Here is a 14,993-nt window from a genome sequence, read left to right as displayed (position 1 = left end):
GGCGAGTCCGCAGCCGGCGTCCCACAGCCCGACCCCACGTCGGCCGACCCCGCCCAACCCGGTGCCGAAACCGCCCAACCCGGTGCCGGCCCGGGCGACGACGCACGGTACGGCGACACAGCGCTCACCGCCCCAGCCACCGCGCGGCGGCTCCTGCTGCTCGCCACGACGCCGTCGGTCACCCGGTTCTCGCTGCTGCTGCTCCTGCTCGCCGCCTTCGGGGTGACGCTGCTGCTGGTGCCGCAGCCCGACCCGACGGCACTTCCCGACCTGGCCGACCGGATGGGTCGGCTCGCACCGGTGGCCGGTGTGCTCGGCGGAGCGCTGCTGCTGGTGGCACTGGTCCCCCGCACGTTCATCACGCTCGCCGCAGGAGCGATATTCGGGGCCCTGGAAGGTGCCGCGTACGCCCTCGGCGCCGCGCTGCTGGCGGCGCTGATCGGCTTCACGGTGGGCCGGGTGCTGGGCCGTGAGTTCGTCGCCGAACGCGTCCGGGGCCGGCTGGCCCGCCTCGACCGCTGGTTCACCCGGCAGAGCGTCCTCGGCGTGGTCACCGTACGGCTGCTGCCGATCTCCGGTTTCGGTCTGGTCAGCTACGGCTACGGCACCACCGGCGCGCGGGTGTTGCCGTTCCTCGTCGGCAGCGTGATCGCCTCCGCGCCGACCGCGTTCGGCTACGCGGCGGTCGGCGCGGCCGTGACCAGCCCCAGCGAGATCAACTGGTTCGCCGCCGCCCCGGCCTCGCTGGGCTTCATCGCCAGCGCCGTGCTGCTCGTCCGCTGGTGGCGCACCGAACGCCGGCTCCGCCGCCCCCTCCCCTGAGCAACCCAAGACCGCCCCCCAACCACCGTCCCACGCAGGCCGCGCACCTCACGCAGGCCGCGCAGTTCCGCGGAAAGTGCTGGGTCCGCGGCGGTCGAGGCAGCACTTTCCCCGAAGGTGCGGACGCAGGTGAGCCTGGGGCGGGGGTGGGAGTGGTGCGGGTCAGCGGGGCGGGGTGACCAGGCCGGCCTCGTACGCGGCGATGACCAGGTGCACCCGGTCCCGGGCGCCGAGCTTGCTGAACAGCCGGGCCACGTGCGCCTTGGCGGTGGCCGCACTGATCACCAGTTCGGCGGCGATCTCGGCGTTGGACAGGCCCCGACCCACGAGGGTGAGCACCTCGCGCTCCCGATCGGTCACTCCGGACAGCGGCCGGGGCGACGGCACCGCCGGCCGGCGGGTGAACTCGGCGATCAGTCGCCGGGTGACGCCCGGTGCGATCAACGCGTCCCCGGCCGCCACCACCCGGATCGCGCCGAGAATGTCCTCCAGCGCCATGTCCTTGACCAGAAAGCCACTCGCACCGGCCCGCAGCGCGGCGTGCACGTGCTCGTCGTCGTCGAACGTGGTGAGTACCAGCACCCGGACGGGACCGCCGGAGTCGGTGATCGTCCGCGTCGCCTGGATGCCGTCGGTTCCCGGCATCCGTAGATCCATCAGCACCACGTCGGGCACGACCTCACGAGCCAGGCGCACCGCCTCGGCACCGGTGCCCGCCTCGCCGACCACCGCCATGTCCGGCACGTCGGCGATCAGCACGCGCAGCCCGGCCCGCACCAGCGGCTGGTCGTCGACGAGCAGCACCCGGATGGTCACCCGTCCACCGCCTCGGCCCGGCCGACGCCAGCCGGGACGACGATCTCCGAGGGCACCGGCAGCCGGGCCGCCACCCGGAAGCCTCCCTCGGGGCGCGGCCCGGCCCGTAGGTGGCCACCGACTGCCAGCACCCGCTCGCGCATGCCGATCAGTCCGTGCCCGTCGACGCCGATCGGGCCGCCACGGCCGTCGTCGACAACCTCCACCGTGACCGCGTCGTCGCCACGCTCGACGATGACCTGGCACGCGTCGACCCCGGCGTGGCGGACCACGTTCGTGAGTGCCTCCTGGACGATGCGGAACGCGGCGAGGTCGACCTCGGCCGGGACGGGTGCGTCGCCGGTCGTACACAGCTCGACCCGAACGCCGGCGTCGCCGGTGGCGGCGACCAGCCGGTCCAGGTCCGCCAACCCGGGCGCGGGCTCCAGCGACGCCGGATCCCCGTCGCCGTGGCGCAGCGCGCCGAGGGTACGCCGCAGCCCGGCCAGGGTGTCCCGGCTGGCCGCCTCGATGGTGGCCAGGGCGGCACGGGCCTGCGCCGGCTGGGTGTCGATCACCCGCGCTCCCACCCCGGCCTGGATGGCGATGACACCGATGCTGTGCGCGACCATGTCGTGCAGTTCCCTGGCGATGCGCAGCCGTTCGGCGGTGACCGCCTCGGCGGCGGCGTGGACGCGCAGCGCGGCCGCGTAGTTCCGCCGGGCCCGCACCGAGTTGCCGGCGATCCAGGCTGCCGCGACCGCCAGCACGGTCAGCGCGGCCTGGTTCACCGGCTCGACTCCGAGGTTCACGAAGGCCGCGAGCAACTGCGTCACCAGCACCACCCCGGCGGCGGGCACCGACACCCGACGGGAACGGTTCGCGGCGACCACGGCGAGCGCCGCGTCGACGGCGAGGAACTGGAGGTTGAACAGATCACCGAGGTATCCCGGGTCCCGGCCGTGCACTGTCGCGCTGCACAGCGTCGCACCGGCGAGCATCAGGCCGAGCCCGGTCAGCGGCCGGCGGCGCAGCAGACCCGCCGGTAGCGCCACGATCAGCACCGGCACCAGGTAGCGCACCGGCAGCCACCAGCCCACGACGCCGACACCGTCGCCGCTGTGCGCCACGGCCGGCGCCATCACCCAGAGCGCGGGCAGGAGCGCGACCCCGGCCCACACCAGCGCCGCCCGCAACACCGGCACGGCGCCACGCGGTCGGAGCAGGGCGATGGCGTTCACCGGCACACGGTATCCAGCTCCGCGCCGCACCGGCATCGGCCCGGGGGCGTACGCCCGCAGGCCACCGCCCTGGTGCGCGGTACGGCCGGTGGGGTGACGCGGTCGGGCCCGGCGACCGGCAGCGTGAACGGCATGATCGAACTTGATGGCCTGACCCGGCGGTACGGCCGCACCACAGCCGTCGACGACCTGACCCTGACCGTCCGGCCGGGCCGGGTGACCGGCTTCCTCGGCCCCAACGGAGCCGGCAAGTCCACCACCCTGCGCATGGTTCTCGGGCTGACCACCCCGACAAGTGGCACCGCCACCGTCGGCGGCGTCCGGTTCCGGGCTCTTGCCCGCGGGCTGCGGCACGCTGGCGCGTTGCTCGACGCCGCGGACGTGCACGGCGGGCGCAGCGCCCGCGCCCACCTGGCCAGCCTGGCTCGCAGCAACGGCATCGGGGCCGCCCGGGTCGACGAGGTGCTGGGGCAGGTCGGCCTCGACGACGCCGCCGACCGCCGGGTCGGCGCGTTCTCGCTGGGGATGCGGCAGCGCCTCGGTATCGCCGCCGCGCTGCTGGGCGACCCACCCGTGCTGATGTTCGACGAGCCGTTCAACGGCCTGGACCCGGAGGGGGTGCGCTGGGTGCGGGGGTTGTTCCGCCGGCTCGCCGACGAGGGCCGCACGGTCTTCGTCTCCAGTCACCTGATGGGCGAGATGGAGCACTGCGCCGACCACCTCGTGGTCATCGGCCGGGGCCGCCTGATCGCCGAGGAGTCCCTGGACGAGTTCGCCGCCCGCGTCGGCCGCGCCGAGGTCGTCGTGCGTACCCCTGAGCCGGCCACCCTGACCACGGCGCTGGCGGACGCCGGCGCGAGAGTGCGCCCGGATCCCGCTGGTGCGCTCACCGTGACCGGGGTGAGCGCCGAGCGGATCGCGGAGCTGGCCCTGGGCCTGCGGATCCCGCTGCACGAGTTGAGCCCCCGCACCGCCTCGCTGGAGGAGGCCTTCATGGCGCTCACCGCCGCCGATGTCGAGTACGCCGCCCGGGAGAGCCGATGACCGCCGTGACCCGACCCACCACGCCGACCACCCTCACCCGTCCGGCACGCTTCCGTGACCTGCTCGCCGCCGAATGGATCAAGCTCTGGTCGCTGCGCTCCACCTGGGCCGCCTTCGCCCTGATCCTGCTCGCCATGGTGGGCCTCGCCGGCCACGCCGCGCTGGCCACCCACGCGGGCTGGCCGGACTGGCCGGCCGAGCGGCGGGCGGTGCGCTCCCCGCTCTGGGACGCCTTCCCCACCGAGGCGCAGATGTTCGTCGTCCTCGCGGCCAGTGGTGTCGGCGCGGTCGCGATCGGCGGCGAGTACGCCTCGGGGCTGATGCGTACCACGTTCGCGGCCGTCCCTCGGCGCAGCGCCGTCGCCGCCGCGAAGCTGACCGTGCTGACCGGCGTGCTGACCCTGCTGGGTGCGCTGGGGGCGGCGGCGGCGTTCACGGTGTCGCAGGCGATCCTCGCCGACGTCGGCGCGAACATGTCCGTCGGTGACCCCGGCGCCCTGCGTGGCATCGCCGCCTCCGCGCTGCTGGTGCCGCTCTGCGCGCTTGTCGGTATGGCCCTCGCCGCGCTGATCCGGCACACCGCGCCGACGATCGTCACCGCCGCGACGGTGCTGCTCCTGCTGCCCACCGCCGTCGACGAGAACGAACGCTGGAGCGCGCTGCTCCGGCACGCCATGCCGCTCCCCGCGTGGCAGCGGCTGATGGAGCCGACCGGCCCCCCGGCCTGGCTCGACAACCCCTATCCCGCGACCGTCACCGGCGCCTGGACCACCTACGCCGCCTGGGCCGCAGTAGCCACCCTGATCACCATCACAGCCCTACCCCGCCGCCACCCCTAACCCCTCACCAACCACCCCCTCGCCCTCCCGGGAGGGTCGGGGAGGGCCGGGAGGGTGGGGGGTGGGGTCAGGCGACGATGGAGACCATGCGGGTGGGGATGACGATGACCTTGCGGGGGTCCTTGCCGGCCAGGGTGGTGGCGACCGCGGCCAGGGCCGCTGCGCGTACGTCGGTCTCGGTGGCGTCGGCGGGGACCTCGATGCGGGCGCGGACCTTGCCGTTGACCTGCACCGGGTAGGTGACCGTCTCGGCCACCAGCAGGGCCGGGTCGGCGGTCGGGAAGTCGGCGTAGGTCAGTGAGGTGTCGTGGCCCAGCCGCTGCCACAGCTCCTCGGCGACGTGCGGGGCGAACGGCGCGACCATCAGCACCAGCGGCTCGGCCACCTCGCGCGGGGTACCCGCCAGCCGGGTCACCCCGTTGGTCAGCTCGATCAGCTTGGCGATCGCGGTGTTGAAGCGGATCTGCTCCATGTCGCCCCGGACACCGTCGATGACCTTGTGCAGCAGCCGCCGGGTCTGCTCGTCGGCGGGGGCGTCCACCACCCGCGACTGCCCGGTCCGCTCGTCGACGACGGCCCGCCAGACCCGTTGCAGGAACCGGTACGAGCCGACCACCGCCCGGGTCTCCCACGGACGGGACACCTCCAGCGGGCCCATCGACATCTCGTAGACCCGGAACGTGTCGGCGCCGTAGGCGGCACACATCTCGTCCGGGGTGACCACGTTCTTCAGGGACTTGCCCATCTTGCCGTACTCGCGGTTGACCTGGACGTCACCCAGGAAGAAGCCGCCGTCGCGCTCGGCGACCTCCTCCGCCGGCACGTAGGCGCCCCGGGCGTCGGTGTACGCGTACGCCTGGATGTAGCCCTGGTTGAACAGCTTGCGGAACGGCTCGAACGAGGACACATGGCCCAGGTCGTACAGCACCTTGTGCCAGAACCGGGCGTACAGCAGGTGCAGCACGGCGTGCTCGGCCCCGCCGACATACAGGTCGACGCCGCCGCAGTCGCCCTCACCGCGCGGGCCCATCCAGTACCGCTCGTTGTCCGCGTCGACGAACCGGCCGTCGTTCGTCGGGTCCAGGTAACGCAGCTCGTACCAGCAGGAGCCGGCCCACTGCGGCATCACGTTCGTCTCCCGGGTGTACCGCTTGGGGCCGTCACCCAGGTCCAGCTCGACCTCGACCCAGTCCCGGCGGCGCGACAGCGGCGTCTCCGGGTCGCTGTTCGCGTCCTGCGGGTCGAAGGTACGCGGGGAGAAGTCGTCCACCTCGGGCAGCTCGACCGGCAGCATCTCCTCCGGCAGCGCGATGGCCGCGCCGTCGGCGTCGTACACGATCGGGAACGGCTCACCCCAGTAGCGCTGCCGGCTGAACAACCAGTCCCGCAGCCGGTAGGTCACCGCGCCCTGGCCGCTGCCGGTCTCCTCCAGCCAGGCGATGATCCGGGCCTTGGCGTCGGCCACCCCCAGGCCGTCCAGGTCCAGGCCGCGCTCGGGCGCGGCGCTGTTGATGGCCGGCCCGTCCCCGGTGTACGCCTTGCCGTCGAAGCCCTCCGGCGGCTGCACGGTACGCACGATCGGCAGTTCGAAGACCTCGGCGAACTCCCAGTCCCGCTCGTCCTGGGCGGGCACCGCCATGATCGCGCCGGTGCCGTAGCCGGCCAGCACGTAGTCGGCGATGAAGATCGGGATCTGTCCCCCGGTGACCGGGTTGGTGGCGTACGCGCCGGTGAAGACGCCTGTCTTCTCCTTCGTCTCGGCCTGCCGCTCCACGTCGGTCTTGGCCGCCGCCGCCTTGCGGTACGCCTCGACGGCCTCCCTCGGGCCGGCGTGCCCGCCGGTCCACGCGTCCCGGGTGCCCGCCGGCCAGGCCGCCGGCACCAGCGTGTCGACCAGCTCGTGTTCCGGGGCCAGCACCATGTAGGTGGCCCCGAAGACGGTGTCCGGGCGGGTCGTGAACACCCGGATCGGGGCGGCCGGGGTCGGGAAGTCGATGTGCGCGCCCTGGGACCGGCCGATCCAGTTGCGCTGCATCAGCTTGATCGGCTCGGGCCAGTCCAGCTTGTCCAGGTCGTCCAGCAGCCGGTCGCCGTACGCGGTGATCCGCATCATCCACTGCTTCAGGTTGCGCTTGAAGACCGGGAAGTTGCCCCGCTCGGAACGGCCGTCGGCGGTGACCTCCTCGTTGGCCAGCACCGTGCCCAGCCCGGGGCACCAGTTCACCGGCGCCTGCGACACGTACGCCAGCCGGTGGTCGTCGACGATGGCGCGTCGCTCGGCGGGCGACAGCTCGGCCCACGGCCGGCCGTCCGGGGTCCGCCGGGTGCCGTCGGCGAACTCGGCGATCAGCTCACTGATCGGCCGGGCCCGGCCGGCCTCCCGGTCGTACCAGGAGTTGAAGATCTGCAGGAAGATCCACTGGGTCCAGCGGTAGAAGTCGGTGTCGATGGTGGCCACCGAGCGCCGCTGGTCGTGGGCCAGCCCCAGCCGGCGCAGCTGCGCCTTGTACCGCTCGATGTTGGCCTCGGTGGTGGTCCGGGGGTGGGTGCCGGTCTGCACCGCGTACTGCTCGGCGGGCAGGCCGAACGCGTCGAAGCCCATCGCGTGCAGCACGTTGCGGCCGGCCATCCGCTGGTAGCGGGCGAAACAGTCGGTGCCGATGTAGCCCAGCGGGTGCCCGACGTGCAGCCCGGCACCGGACGGGTAGGGGAACATGTCCAGCACGTACAGCTTCTCCGCACCCGACCGGGGGTGGGCCGGGTCGGCCAGCGGGCCGGACGGGTTCGGCGCGTGGAAGCTGCCCTCCCGTTCCCAACGGTCCTGCCAGCGGCGTTCGATCTCGTCGGCCAGCGCCGCGGTGTACCGGAACGGTGGGACCTCTGCCTCGGTCATGGCCTTCTCCTCGCGTCGCTCGGCGGAGTCTGTCGCAGTGCTGGCTGGTCTCGGGTCTGCCTCGACGGCCCGTCTCCGGGCCGGCGGCGGGCACGAAAAAGCCCCTCACGCAGGAGGGGCCGCCGTGCTGTCGCGCGCTCAGCGCATCAGCACGGCCCGGTAAGAAGCAGGAAGACTCCGGCCATGCCCGGCAGTGTACCGCGCGTGATGCGACGCCGCTTCCCACTACCCCTCAGGCGGAGTCCCGGGCCGGCTCGTCGCCGCCCTCGCCGGCCCGGCCGCCGAGTTCGTCGTAGCGGGTGATCGACGCCAGTGGGGTCCCCGCGCGGTAGGCGGCCCGGGCCAGGGCGTAGCCGCCGACCGGCGCGGTGAACAGTTGCAGCCCGACGGCGGCCAGCACCACCACCGCGGTACGCCAGCCGGGAATCAGCAGCAGCACGCCGAGCAGGACGCAACTCAGCCCCAGGCTGGCCGCCTTGGCCACCGAGTTCATCCGGTGGTAGACGTCCGGCAGGCGGATCAGACCGACCGCGCTTATCGCGATCAGCCCCGTGCCGAGCAGCAGCAGCGCCGACGCCGCCACGGTCCGGATCACCGCTGCCTCCGGTGCACCAGCCGGGCCATCGCCACCGTGGCCAGGAAACTCACAAGCGTCCCGCTGAGCACCAGGTCGAGCAGGTCCGGGGCGCGCAGGCGGGCGGCGAGCACCGCCAGGGCCGCCAGGAAGACGAAGAAGCCCAGGTCCAGCGCGGCCGCCCGGTCGGCGTCGGTCGGGCCGACCACCAGCCGGACGATCACCACCGCCATCGAGCCGGCGAGAACCACGAGCACCGCGTCGAGCAGGAACATCGTCACCTCCGGATCACCTCCGACCGGCCCCCGTCGGGGCCGCCGTCCGGGTGGGTGGCCGGGCGCAGGGCGGCCAGCAGCCGCCACTCCAGTTCGGTCACCTCCCGGCGGAACGCCACCGGGTCGGCGGCGTACATGCCGTGCACCGACAGCGCGGCACCTGGTTCCCGGTGCACGCCAAGGGTCAGCGTGCCCGGGGTCAGGCTCACCGCCAGCGCCACGGCCGCCACCTCGGTGTCGGTGGCCGCCCGCAGCGGTACCCGCACCACCGCCGGCGCCAGCCCGGAACCGGGCGTCAGGATCTCCCAGGCCACCGCGAGGTTCGCCTGCACCAGCCGGACCGCGAAGTAGCCGGCGAACCGCAGCACGCGGCGAGTCCGCACCGCCGTACGACGGACGACCGTCATCACCGTGGTGCTCATCGGCCGGTCACCGCCCGTACGTAGCCGGCCGGGTCACGCAGTCCGGCCGCCGCCGTGTCGGCGACCACCAGCAGCGGTTGAGCTGCCAGCCCGGCCGCCAGGGAGAGGCCGGCCAGGGCCAGCGGCGGTCCGACAAGCGTCGGACCGATCCGTTTCGCCACTGTCGACGACGCCGGTGGCGCACCGGTGAACAGCGCGCTCCAGATCTTCAGCATGGACAGCAGGGTGAGCAGGCTGACCAGCACCGCGACCGCCATCGCCAGCCAGGCGCCGGTCTCCGCGGTGGCCCGCAGCAGCAGCAACTTCGCCACGAAACCGGAGAACGGCGGCAGGCCGGCCAGCGACAGCGCCGCCCCCGCGAAGGCGAGGGCGAGCGTGGGACGTTGCCCGGCCAGCCCGCCGGAACCGTCCAGCCGGTCGGTGCCCCGGCCGACGCGTACCGCCGCCGCGCAGAGCAGCAGCGCCGCCTTCACCAGGATGTACTGGGCCAGGTAGTAGACCGCCGCGGCCAGGCCGGCAGTGGTGAACAGAGCCAGACCGAGCAGCACGTAGCCGATCTGGCTGACCATGTGGAAGGTCAGGATCCGCCGCATCGAGTCCGCACCGACGGCACCGAGCACGCCTACCACCATCGACAGCAGCGCCACCGCGCCGAGCAGCCAGCGGTACCCGGGATCTCCGTCGTACACCACCGCGTAGATCCGGATCACCGCGTAGAGACCCACCTTGGTCAGCAGCCCGGAGAAGAGCGCCACCACCACCGGCGAGGCCACCGGATAGGTGCGGGGCAGCCAGTCGTGCAGCGGCACCAGCGCACTCTTGACGCCGAGGGCGAGCAGCACCACACCGCAGGCGACAGCGACAGTCGGCTCGTCGCGGGCCGCGCCGGCCAGCTCGCCCAGCCCGACCACTCCGGTGGTGCCGTAGACAAGCGCCACCCCGGCCAGCAGGAGAGTGGAGCCGAGCAGGTTCGTGGCCACGTACACCCGTCCCGCGCCACCGCGCCCGGCCCCGCCGGCCAGGCTCAGCAGCACGTACGAGGGCACCAGCATCACCTCGATCAGCACGAAGAGGTTGAACAGGTCGGTGGTGAGGAACGCGCCGCTGCCCCCGGCGGAGAGCACCAGCACCAGCGGCAGGAAGTGCGGGCGGCGGTCGTCCCCGGAGCCGACGGCGGAGACGAGGCAGCAGAGCACCACGACTGCGGTCACGGTGACCAGCAGGGCACTGAGCGCGTCCGCCGCCAGGCTGATGGCGATCGGGCCGGGCCAGCCACCGACCCGCAGGACGGGCACCGCGCCATCGCTGGTCCGGACCAGCAGGACCAGCCCGGCCACCAGCACCACGCCCATGGTGGCGAACGCGCCGACCCGACGCAGCCGGATGCGACCCGGCAGGGCGAGCAGCACCCCGGCGACCAGCAGCGGTCCGACCACCGGGATCAGCAGAAGACCGCTCACCCCGGCCGCCCCGCTGCGCCGTGCCCGCCGGTGTCGTCGCGTCCGCCGGCACCGTCGGAATCAGCCTCGTCAGCGGGATCCGCACCGCTCGTGGGTCCGCCGGCATCGCGCCGCAGCAGGCCGAGCAGGTGGACGGTGATCCCGAAGGTGATCACGATGGCGGTCAGCACGAACGCCTGCGGCAGCGGGTCGGCGGTGTCCGGGCCCACCTCCTCCAGCGCCGCGGTCCGCCGTCCGAGCCCACCCGCGGCGAGCAGCACCACGTTGACGGCGTGCCCGAGCAGCACGAAGCCCAGCACCACCCGCAGCAGGCCCGGCCGCAGCAGCAGGAACACCCCCGCGGCGACCAGGACACCGACCACGAACGCGGCACTCACCGGGCGCCTCCGGCCCCCGATGGCACGGCCGGGCGGGCCGGCGGTACGCCGAGGCGTCGTACCGCGGCCACCACCAGCGCCAGGACCATCAGGTATATCCCCAGGTCGAACAGCAGCGACGTGGACAACGACGGCACCGGCCCCGGCGTGTCCAGGGTGAGTGGAGTGAGCAGCGGCCGGCCGGCGACGAGCGGCGCCAGACCGGCGACCGTCGCGCCCAGCAGCCCGACCGCCGCCAGCGGCACCGACCTGAGCCGGCCCAGCACCGGCGCCCCGCCGGGGTGCGCCAACTGGCCGAGCCCGACGGCGGTACCCGCCAGCAACGCCCCGATGAAGCCGCCACCGGTCTCCTCGTGCCCGCGCAGGAACAGCACCGCCGAGGCGAGCAGCATCACCGGTGCGAGCACCCGGTAGGCGAGGCAGAGCACCAGGTCCTCGTCGGCGGGATCGGCGTCGGCCGACACGACCGGACCACCGGCGGTGAGCCGGACCAGCCCGAGTGCCACCACCGCGAGCACCACCGCCTCACCGAGAGTGTCCAGGGCCCGGAAGTCCACCAGGATGGTGTTGACGACGTTGGCACCGCCGGTCAGGTCCTCCGCCCGGTCGAGGTACCACCGGCCGGGGTCGGACAGCCGGTCGCGGCCGGTCAACACGGCGGTACCCGCGCCCGCCGCGACGCCCATGGCGACCGCCAGCAGGGCCGCGCCGGTGACCGGCCAGTGCCGCCCGACGGGGGCGAGCCGACGCGGCTGCTGCCGCAGCGCCAGCATGACGACCACCGCGGTCAGCACCTCCACGAGCATCAGGGTCAGTGCCACGTCAGGTGCTCCGACGGTCAGGAACCACGCGGACAGCAGCAGCCCCACCACTCCGGTGAGCCCGATCGCGGCCAGCGCGGACCGCACCACCAGCAGCCCGGCGAGGGCCGTCACGAGCAGTACCAGCAGCAGCCAGTCACCGGGCCGACCCGGCGCGCCGCCGAGGCTGACCGGCCCGTCCGGCAGCGCCACGGCCGCCACCGCGGCCAGGACCACCGCGGCCAGCAACGGTCGAGCCAGGTAGGGCGTCGGACCCGACGCGTGCGCGGTCCGACCGACCACCGAACCGGCGTGCAGCAGCGCGTGTCGGGCGCGCTCCAGCAACTCGGCGAACGGTGGGGTGGTCGGCACGGCCCGCAGCCACCTGTCGACCCGGACGCGGCCGAGGAACATCAGCACACCCAGCAGCACGGTGAGCAGGCTCAGCCCCAACGCCGGGGTGAAGCCGTGCCAGAACGCCAGGTAGGGCGGCGTACCCTCCGGGCGGGCGTCGTTCGCGGCCCGTTCCACGAGCGGGCTCAGCACGGCCACCGTGGGACCGAGCGCGGTCGCCACCACCGCGGCCACCGCGGCCGGGGCGAGAAACGCCCAGGACGGCTCGCGCAGCTGGCGTTGCCGGGTCGGCCCCTCCACCATCCCGTGCACCAGACGGGCCGCGTACGCGAAGGTGAGTACCGAGGCGAGCACCCCGAGCCCGGCGGCGCACCAACCCAGCAACCATCCGCCGTGGGCCTCACCGAGGGACTCGAAGATCGCCTCCTTGCCGACGAAACCGATGGTCGGCGGCAGACCGGCCATCGACATCGCCGCCAGCACGGTGAGCCAGACCGTCGCCGGCATCACCCGGTGCAGCCCGGCCAGCTCCCGCACGTCACGGCTGCCCGCCTGATGGTCGATGATGCCGACCAGCATGAACAGGGTCGCCTTGAACAGCGCGTGGGCGACGGTGTAGAGGATCGCCGCAGCGTCGGCGGCCGGGGTGCCGACGCCGATCACCCCGACCAGCAGGCCGAGCTGACTGACCGTCGAGTACGCCAGCAGCGCCTTGAGGTCGTACTGACGCAGCGCGAGCAGCGCGCCGAGGATCGCGGTGAGCAGACCGACGGCGATCAGGGTGCCGTCCCACGCCCAGGAGCCGGCGAACACCGCCGAGAAGCGCATCAGCAGGTAGATGCCGGCCTTGACCATCGTCGCCGCGTGCAGGTAGGCGCTCACCGGCGTGATCGCCACCATCGCGCCGGGCAGCCAGAAGTGGAACGGCAGCTGCGCGGACTTGGTGAACGCCGCGACGATGATCAGCGTCCCCACCACCCAGGCCGGCCCCCCGCTCAGCCGCTCCGGCTCGGCCACGATGGTGTCCAGGCTTGTGGTGCCGAGGTGCACCGCCAGCAGCACGATGGCGGCCAGCAGCGCCAGACCGCCGGTGACGGTGACCAGCAACGCCTGCACGGCGGGGCCGGTGGCCGCCGGCCGGCCGCCCTGCCCGATCAGGACGAAGGAGAGAATCGAGGTGAGTTCCCAGAAGACGAAGAGCACCAGCAGGTCGTCGGCGAGGACCAGGCCCAGCATCGCGGCGGCGAAGAGGGTCATCGTGACGTACACCCGCTCCTGCTCCACCTCGTTGCCGTCGAGATAGCGGGGGCAGTAGGCCATGATGAGCGCGCCCACACCGAGGGCCAGCAGCGCGAAGACCAACCCCAGCGCGTCCATCCGCAGCGCGGCGTGCGCCTCCAGGCTGGGCAGCCACCGCCAGGCCACGGCGACCTCCCGGTCGTCGAGGATCACCGGTAGCCGGATGAGCAGCAGCGCCGCCGCGACGAGGTACCCGGCGGCCAGCGGATAGCCGGCGTCGCGGCCGAAGCGCCGCACCAGCAGCGGTACGCAGGCCGCCAGGCCGACCTGCCAGGCGAGCGCGACGGCCAGGATCACCTCGTCCCGCCCGCCTCAGTAGCCGATGGCGGCACCGTCGCCACGCGGGTCGGCACCCGCCTCCAACAGGCCCCGCTCGGCGTCGATCCGGATCGCCTGGGCGTGGCCCATGTTGTCGTCCCAGTTCGGCATCATCCGCACCGGCTGGCCACGGCGTTGCAACTCGCGCACCACCTCGTCGGAGATGCGCCCTTCCAGGGAGAGGTCCTGTGCGCTGCTGCCCCAGGTACGGCCCATCAGCCAGCGGGGAGACTCGATCGCCTGCTGCACGTCGTAACCGAAGTCGATCAGGCGGGTGAGCAGCGCCGCGTGGGTCTGCGGCTGCCCCTCGCCCCCCATCGACCCGAAGGCCAACCACGGTCGGCCGTCGACGCAGACCAGACCCGGGATGAGAGTGTGGAAGGTCCGCTTCCCCGGCTCCATCCGGTTCGGGTGCCGCTCGTCCAGGGAGAAGAAGGAGCCCCGGTTCTGCGGGATGATCCCGGTGTCACCGGAGACCAGTCCGGCGCCGAAGTCGTGGTAGATCGACTGGATGGCGGAGACGACCAGCCCGTGCTCGTCGACGACGCAGAACGCACAGGTGTCGCCCTCCGGTGCGCGACGGCGGGCCTGAGGTCCGAAGCGGATCCCCGGCTCGACGTCGGCCATGACCATCGCCCGGTCCGGCCGGATCAGCTCGCGGCGACCTGCCGCGTACGCCTTGTCGAGCAGGTCAGAAATCGGGATGTCCACCCAGTGCCGGTCGGTGAGCCACTCGTCCCGGTCGGCGAAGGCCAGCTTCACCGCCTCGGCGAGGTGGTGGTAGTAGTCCGGGGTGCCGTCGCCCCAGGCGGCCACGTCGTAGCCCTCGATCAGGTTGAGCAGCTGAAGGGCGGCGAAACCCTGCGTGTTCGGTGGCATCTCGTACACGGTGTGCCCCCGGTAGTCGACGGCGATCGGCTCCTCCCAGTGGGCCTGGTAGGCGGCCAGGTCGTCCGGATGCAGCGGCGATCCCTGCGCGGCGATCCCGGTGCAGAAGCGCCGCCCGAGGTCGCCCTCGTAGAAGCCGGCACGAGCACCCTGGGAGGCGATCAGTTCCAGCGAGCGGGCCAGCTCCGGCTGCGCGATCCGTTCCCCCTCACGCCGCGCCCGGCCCTCCGGCACGAACAGCCGCGCGGTCGAGGACTCCGCGCCGAGCAGATCGAGATCCTCCACCAGCCAGTCAGCGAGCGAGCGAGCCACCGGCACGCCGTGCCGGGCGTAGTGGATGGCGTCGTCGAACAGACTCGCCCAGGGCAACCGGCCGTACCGCTCGTGGGCCAGCCGCCAGCCGTCGACCGCGCCCGGCACGGTCAGCGCCGACAGTGGGCCGCGCGACGGCACCTCCTCGGTGTGGCCCCGCTCGCCGTAGTAGTCGCGGGTGGCGGCCTGAGCCGCGGGGCCCGAGGCGTTCAGCGCGTGCACCGCACCATCGGGCTCGGCCAGCAGCCAGAAGCCGTCGCCGCCGAGGCCCGCCATGTGC

12 protein-coding genes and 1 pseudogene are annotated in these 14,993 nt (G+C 73.3%); 3 read left to right on the top strand and 10 right to left on the bottom strand.

What is annotated here, in order from left to right:
* Positions 1–92: 92 nt before the first annotated feature.
* Positions 93–822 (top strand): annotated as a pseudogene (locus CLT74_RS00065) (TVP38/TMEM64 family protein); the annotation flags it as partial.
* Between the two features lie 162 nt (positions 823–984).
* Here CLT74_RS00065 and CLT74_RS00060 read toward each other — a convergent pair.
* Entirely contained in the window at positions 985–1,638 is a 654-nt protein-coding gene (locus tag CLT74_RS00060; protein WP_099844706.1) for a response regulator transcription factor, read from the bottom strand.
* Positions 1,635–2,858: a sensor histidine kinase gene (locus tag CLT74_RS00055; protein WP_199172020.1), complete on the bottom strand. Its 1,224-nt coding sequence runs from the start codon at positions 2,856–2,858 to the stop codon at positions 1,635–1,637. The genes CLT74_RS00060 and CLT74_RS00055 overlap by 4 nt, the downstream gene beginning before the upstream one ends.
* Positions 2,859–2,990: 132 nt before the next feature.
* On the opposite strand from CLT74_RS00055, the gene CLT74_RS00050 reads away from it, so the two are divergent.
* Together CLT74_RS00050 and CLT74_RS00045 are read left to right on the top strand one after the other, a co-directional pair.
* On the top strand, positions 2,991–3,902 hold the full coding sequence (locus CLT74_RS00050; protein WP_099851007.1) for an ATP-binding cassette domain-containing protein: 912 nt from the start codon (positions 2,991–2,993) through the stop codon (positions 3,900–3,902).
* Positions 3,899–4,741 carry an ABC transporter permease gene (locus tag CLT74_RS00045; RefSeq protein WP_099844704.1) on the top strand — a complete coding sequence of 281 codons (843 nt, stop codon included), beginning with the start codon at positions 3,899–3,901 and terminating at the stop codon, positions 4,739–4,741. The genes CLT74_RS00050 and CLT74_RS00045 overlap by 4 nt, the downstream gene beginning before the upstream one ends.
* 67 nt (positions 4,742–4,808) lie before the next feature.
* On the opposite strand, the gene leuS is transcribed toward CLT74_RS00045, so the two are convergent.
* The 8 genes from leuS to ggt form a co-directional block, all read right to left on the bottom strand.
* A complete protein-coding gene (gene leuS, locus CLT74_RS00040; protein WP_099844703.1) occupies positions 4,809–7,634 on the bottom strand; it encodes a leucine--tRNA ligase in 2,826 nt (941 codons plus the stop codon).
* Positions 7,635–7,866: 232 nt separating this feature from the next.
* Positions 7,867–8,229, bottom strand: coding sequence for a monovalent cation/H(+) antiporter subunit G (gene mnhG, locus CLT74_RS00035; RefSeq protein WP_099844702.1), 363 nt, complete (start codon positions 8,227–8,229; stop codon positions 7,867–7,869).
* Positions 8,226–8,483, bottom strand: coding sequence for a monovalent cation/H+ antiporter complex subunit F (locus CLT74_RS00030; RefSeq protein WP_099844701.1), 258 nt, complete (start codon positions 8,481–8,483; stop codon positions 8,226–8,228). The genes mnhG and CLT74_RS00030 overlap by 4 nt, the downstream gene beginning before the upstream one ends.
* Before the next feature lie 2 nt (positions 8,484–8,485).
* On the bottom strand, positions 8,486–8,905 hold the full coding sequence (locus tag CLT74_RS00025) for a Na+/H+ antiporter subunit E (RefSeq protein ID WP_099844700.1): 420 nt from the start codon (positions 8,903–8,905) through the stop codon (positions 8,486–8,488).
* Positions 8,902–10,365 carry a proton-conducting transporter transmembrane domain-containing protein gene (locus CLT74_RS00020; protein ID WP_099844699.1) on the bottom strand — a complete coding sequence of 488 codons (1,464 nt, stop codon included), beginning with the start codon at positions 10,363–10,365 and terminating at the stop codon, positions 8,902–8,904. Before CLT74_RS00020 ends, CLT74_RS00025 begins: the two co-directional genes overlap by 4 nt.
* Positions 10,362–10,742, bottom strand: coding sequence for a sodium:proton antiporter (locus tag CLT74_RS00015; RefSeq protein WP_099844698.1), 381 nt, complete (start codon positions 10,740–10,742; stop codon positions 10,362–10,364). The genes CLT74_RS00020 and CLT74_RS00015 overlap by 4 nt, the downstream gene beginning before the upstream one ends.
* Entirely contained in the window at positions 10,739–13,492 is a 2,754-nt protein-coding gene (gene mbhE, locus CLT74_RS00010) for a hydrogen gas-evolving membrane-bound hydrogenase subunit E (RefSeq protein WP_099844697.1), read from the bottom strand. Before mbhE ends, CLT74_RS00015 begins: the two co-directional genes overlap by 4 nt.
* A gap of 15 nt (positions 13,493–13,507) precedes the next feature.
* A partial coding sequence (gene ggt, locus CLT74_RS00005; protein ID WP_099851004.1) for a gamma-glutamyltransferase occupies positions 13,508–14,993 on the bottom strand: 1,486 nt, incomplete at its 5' end.

It is taken from the genome of Verrucosispora sp. CNZ293, assembly GCF_002754655.1.
The sequence above is the reverse complement of the archived record's forward strand: the minus strand, read 5'-3'. Positions and strand labels throughout refer to the sequence as shown.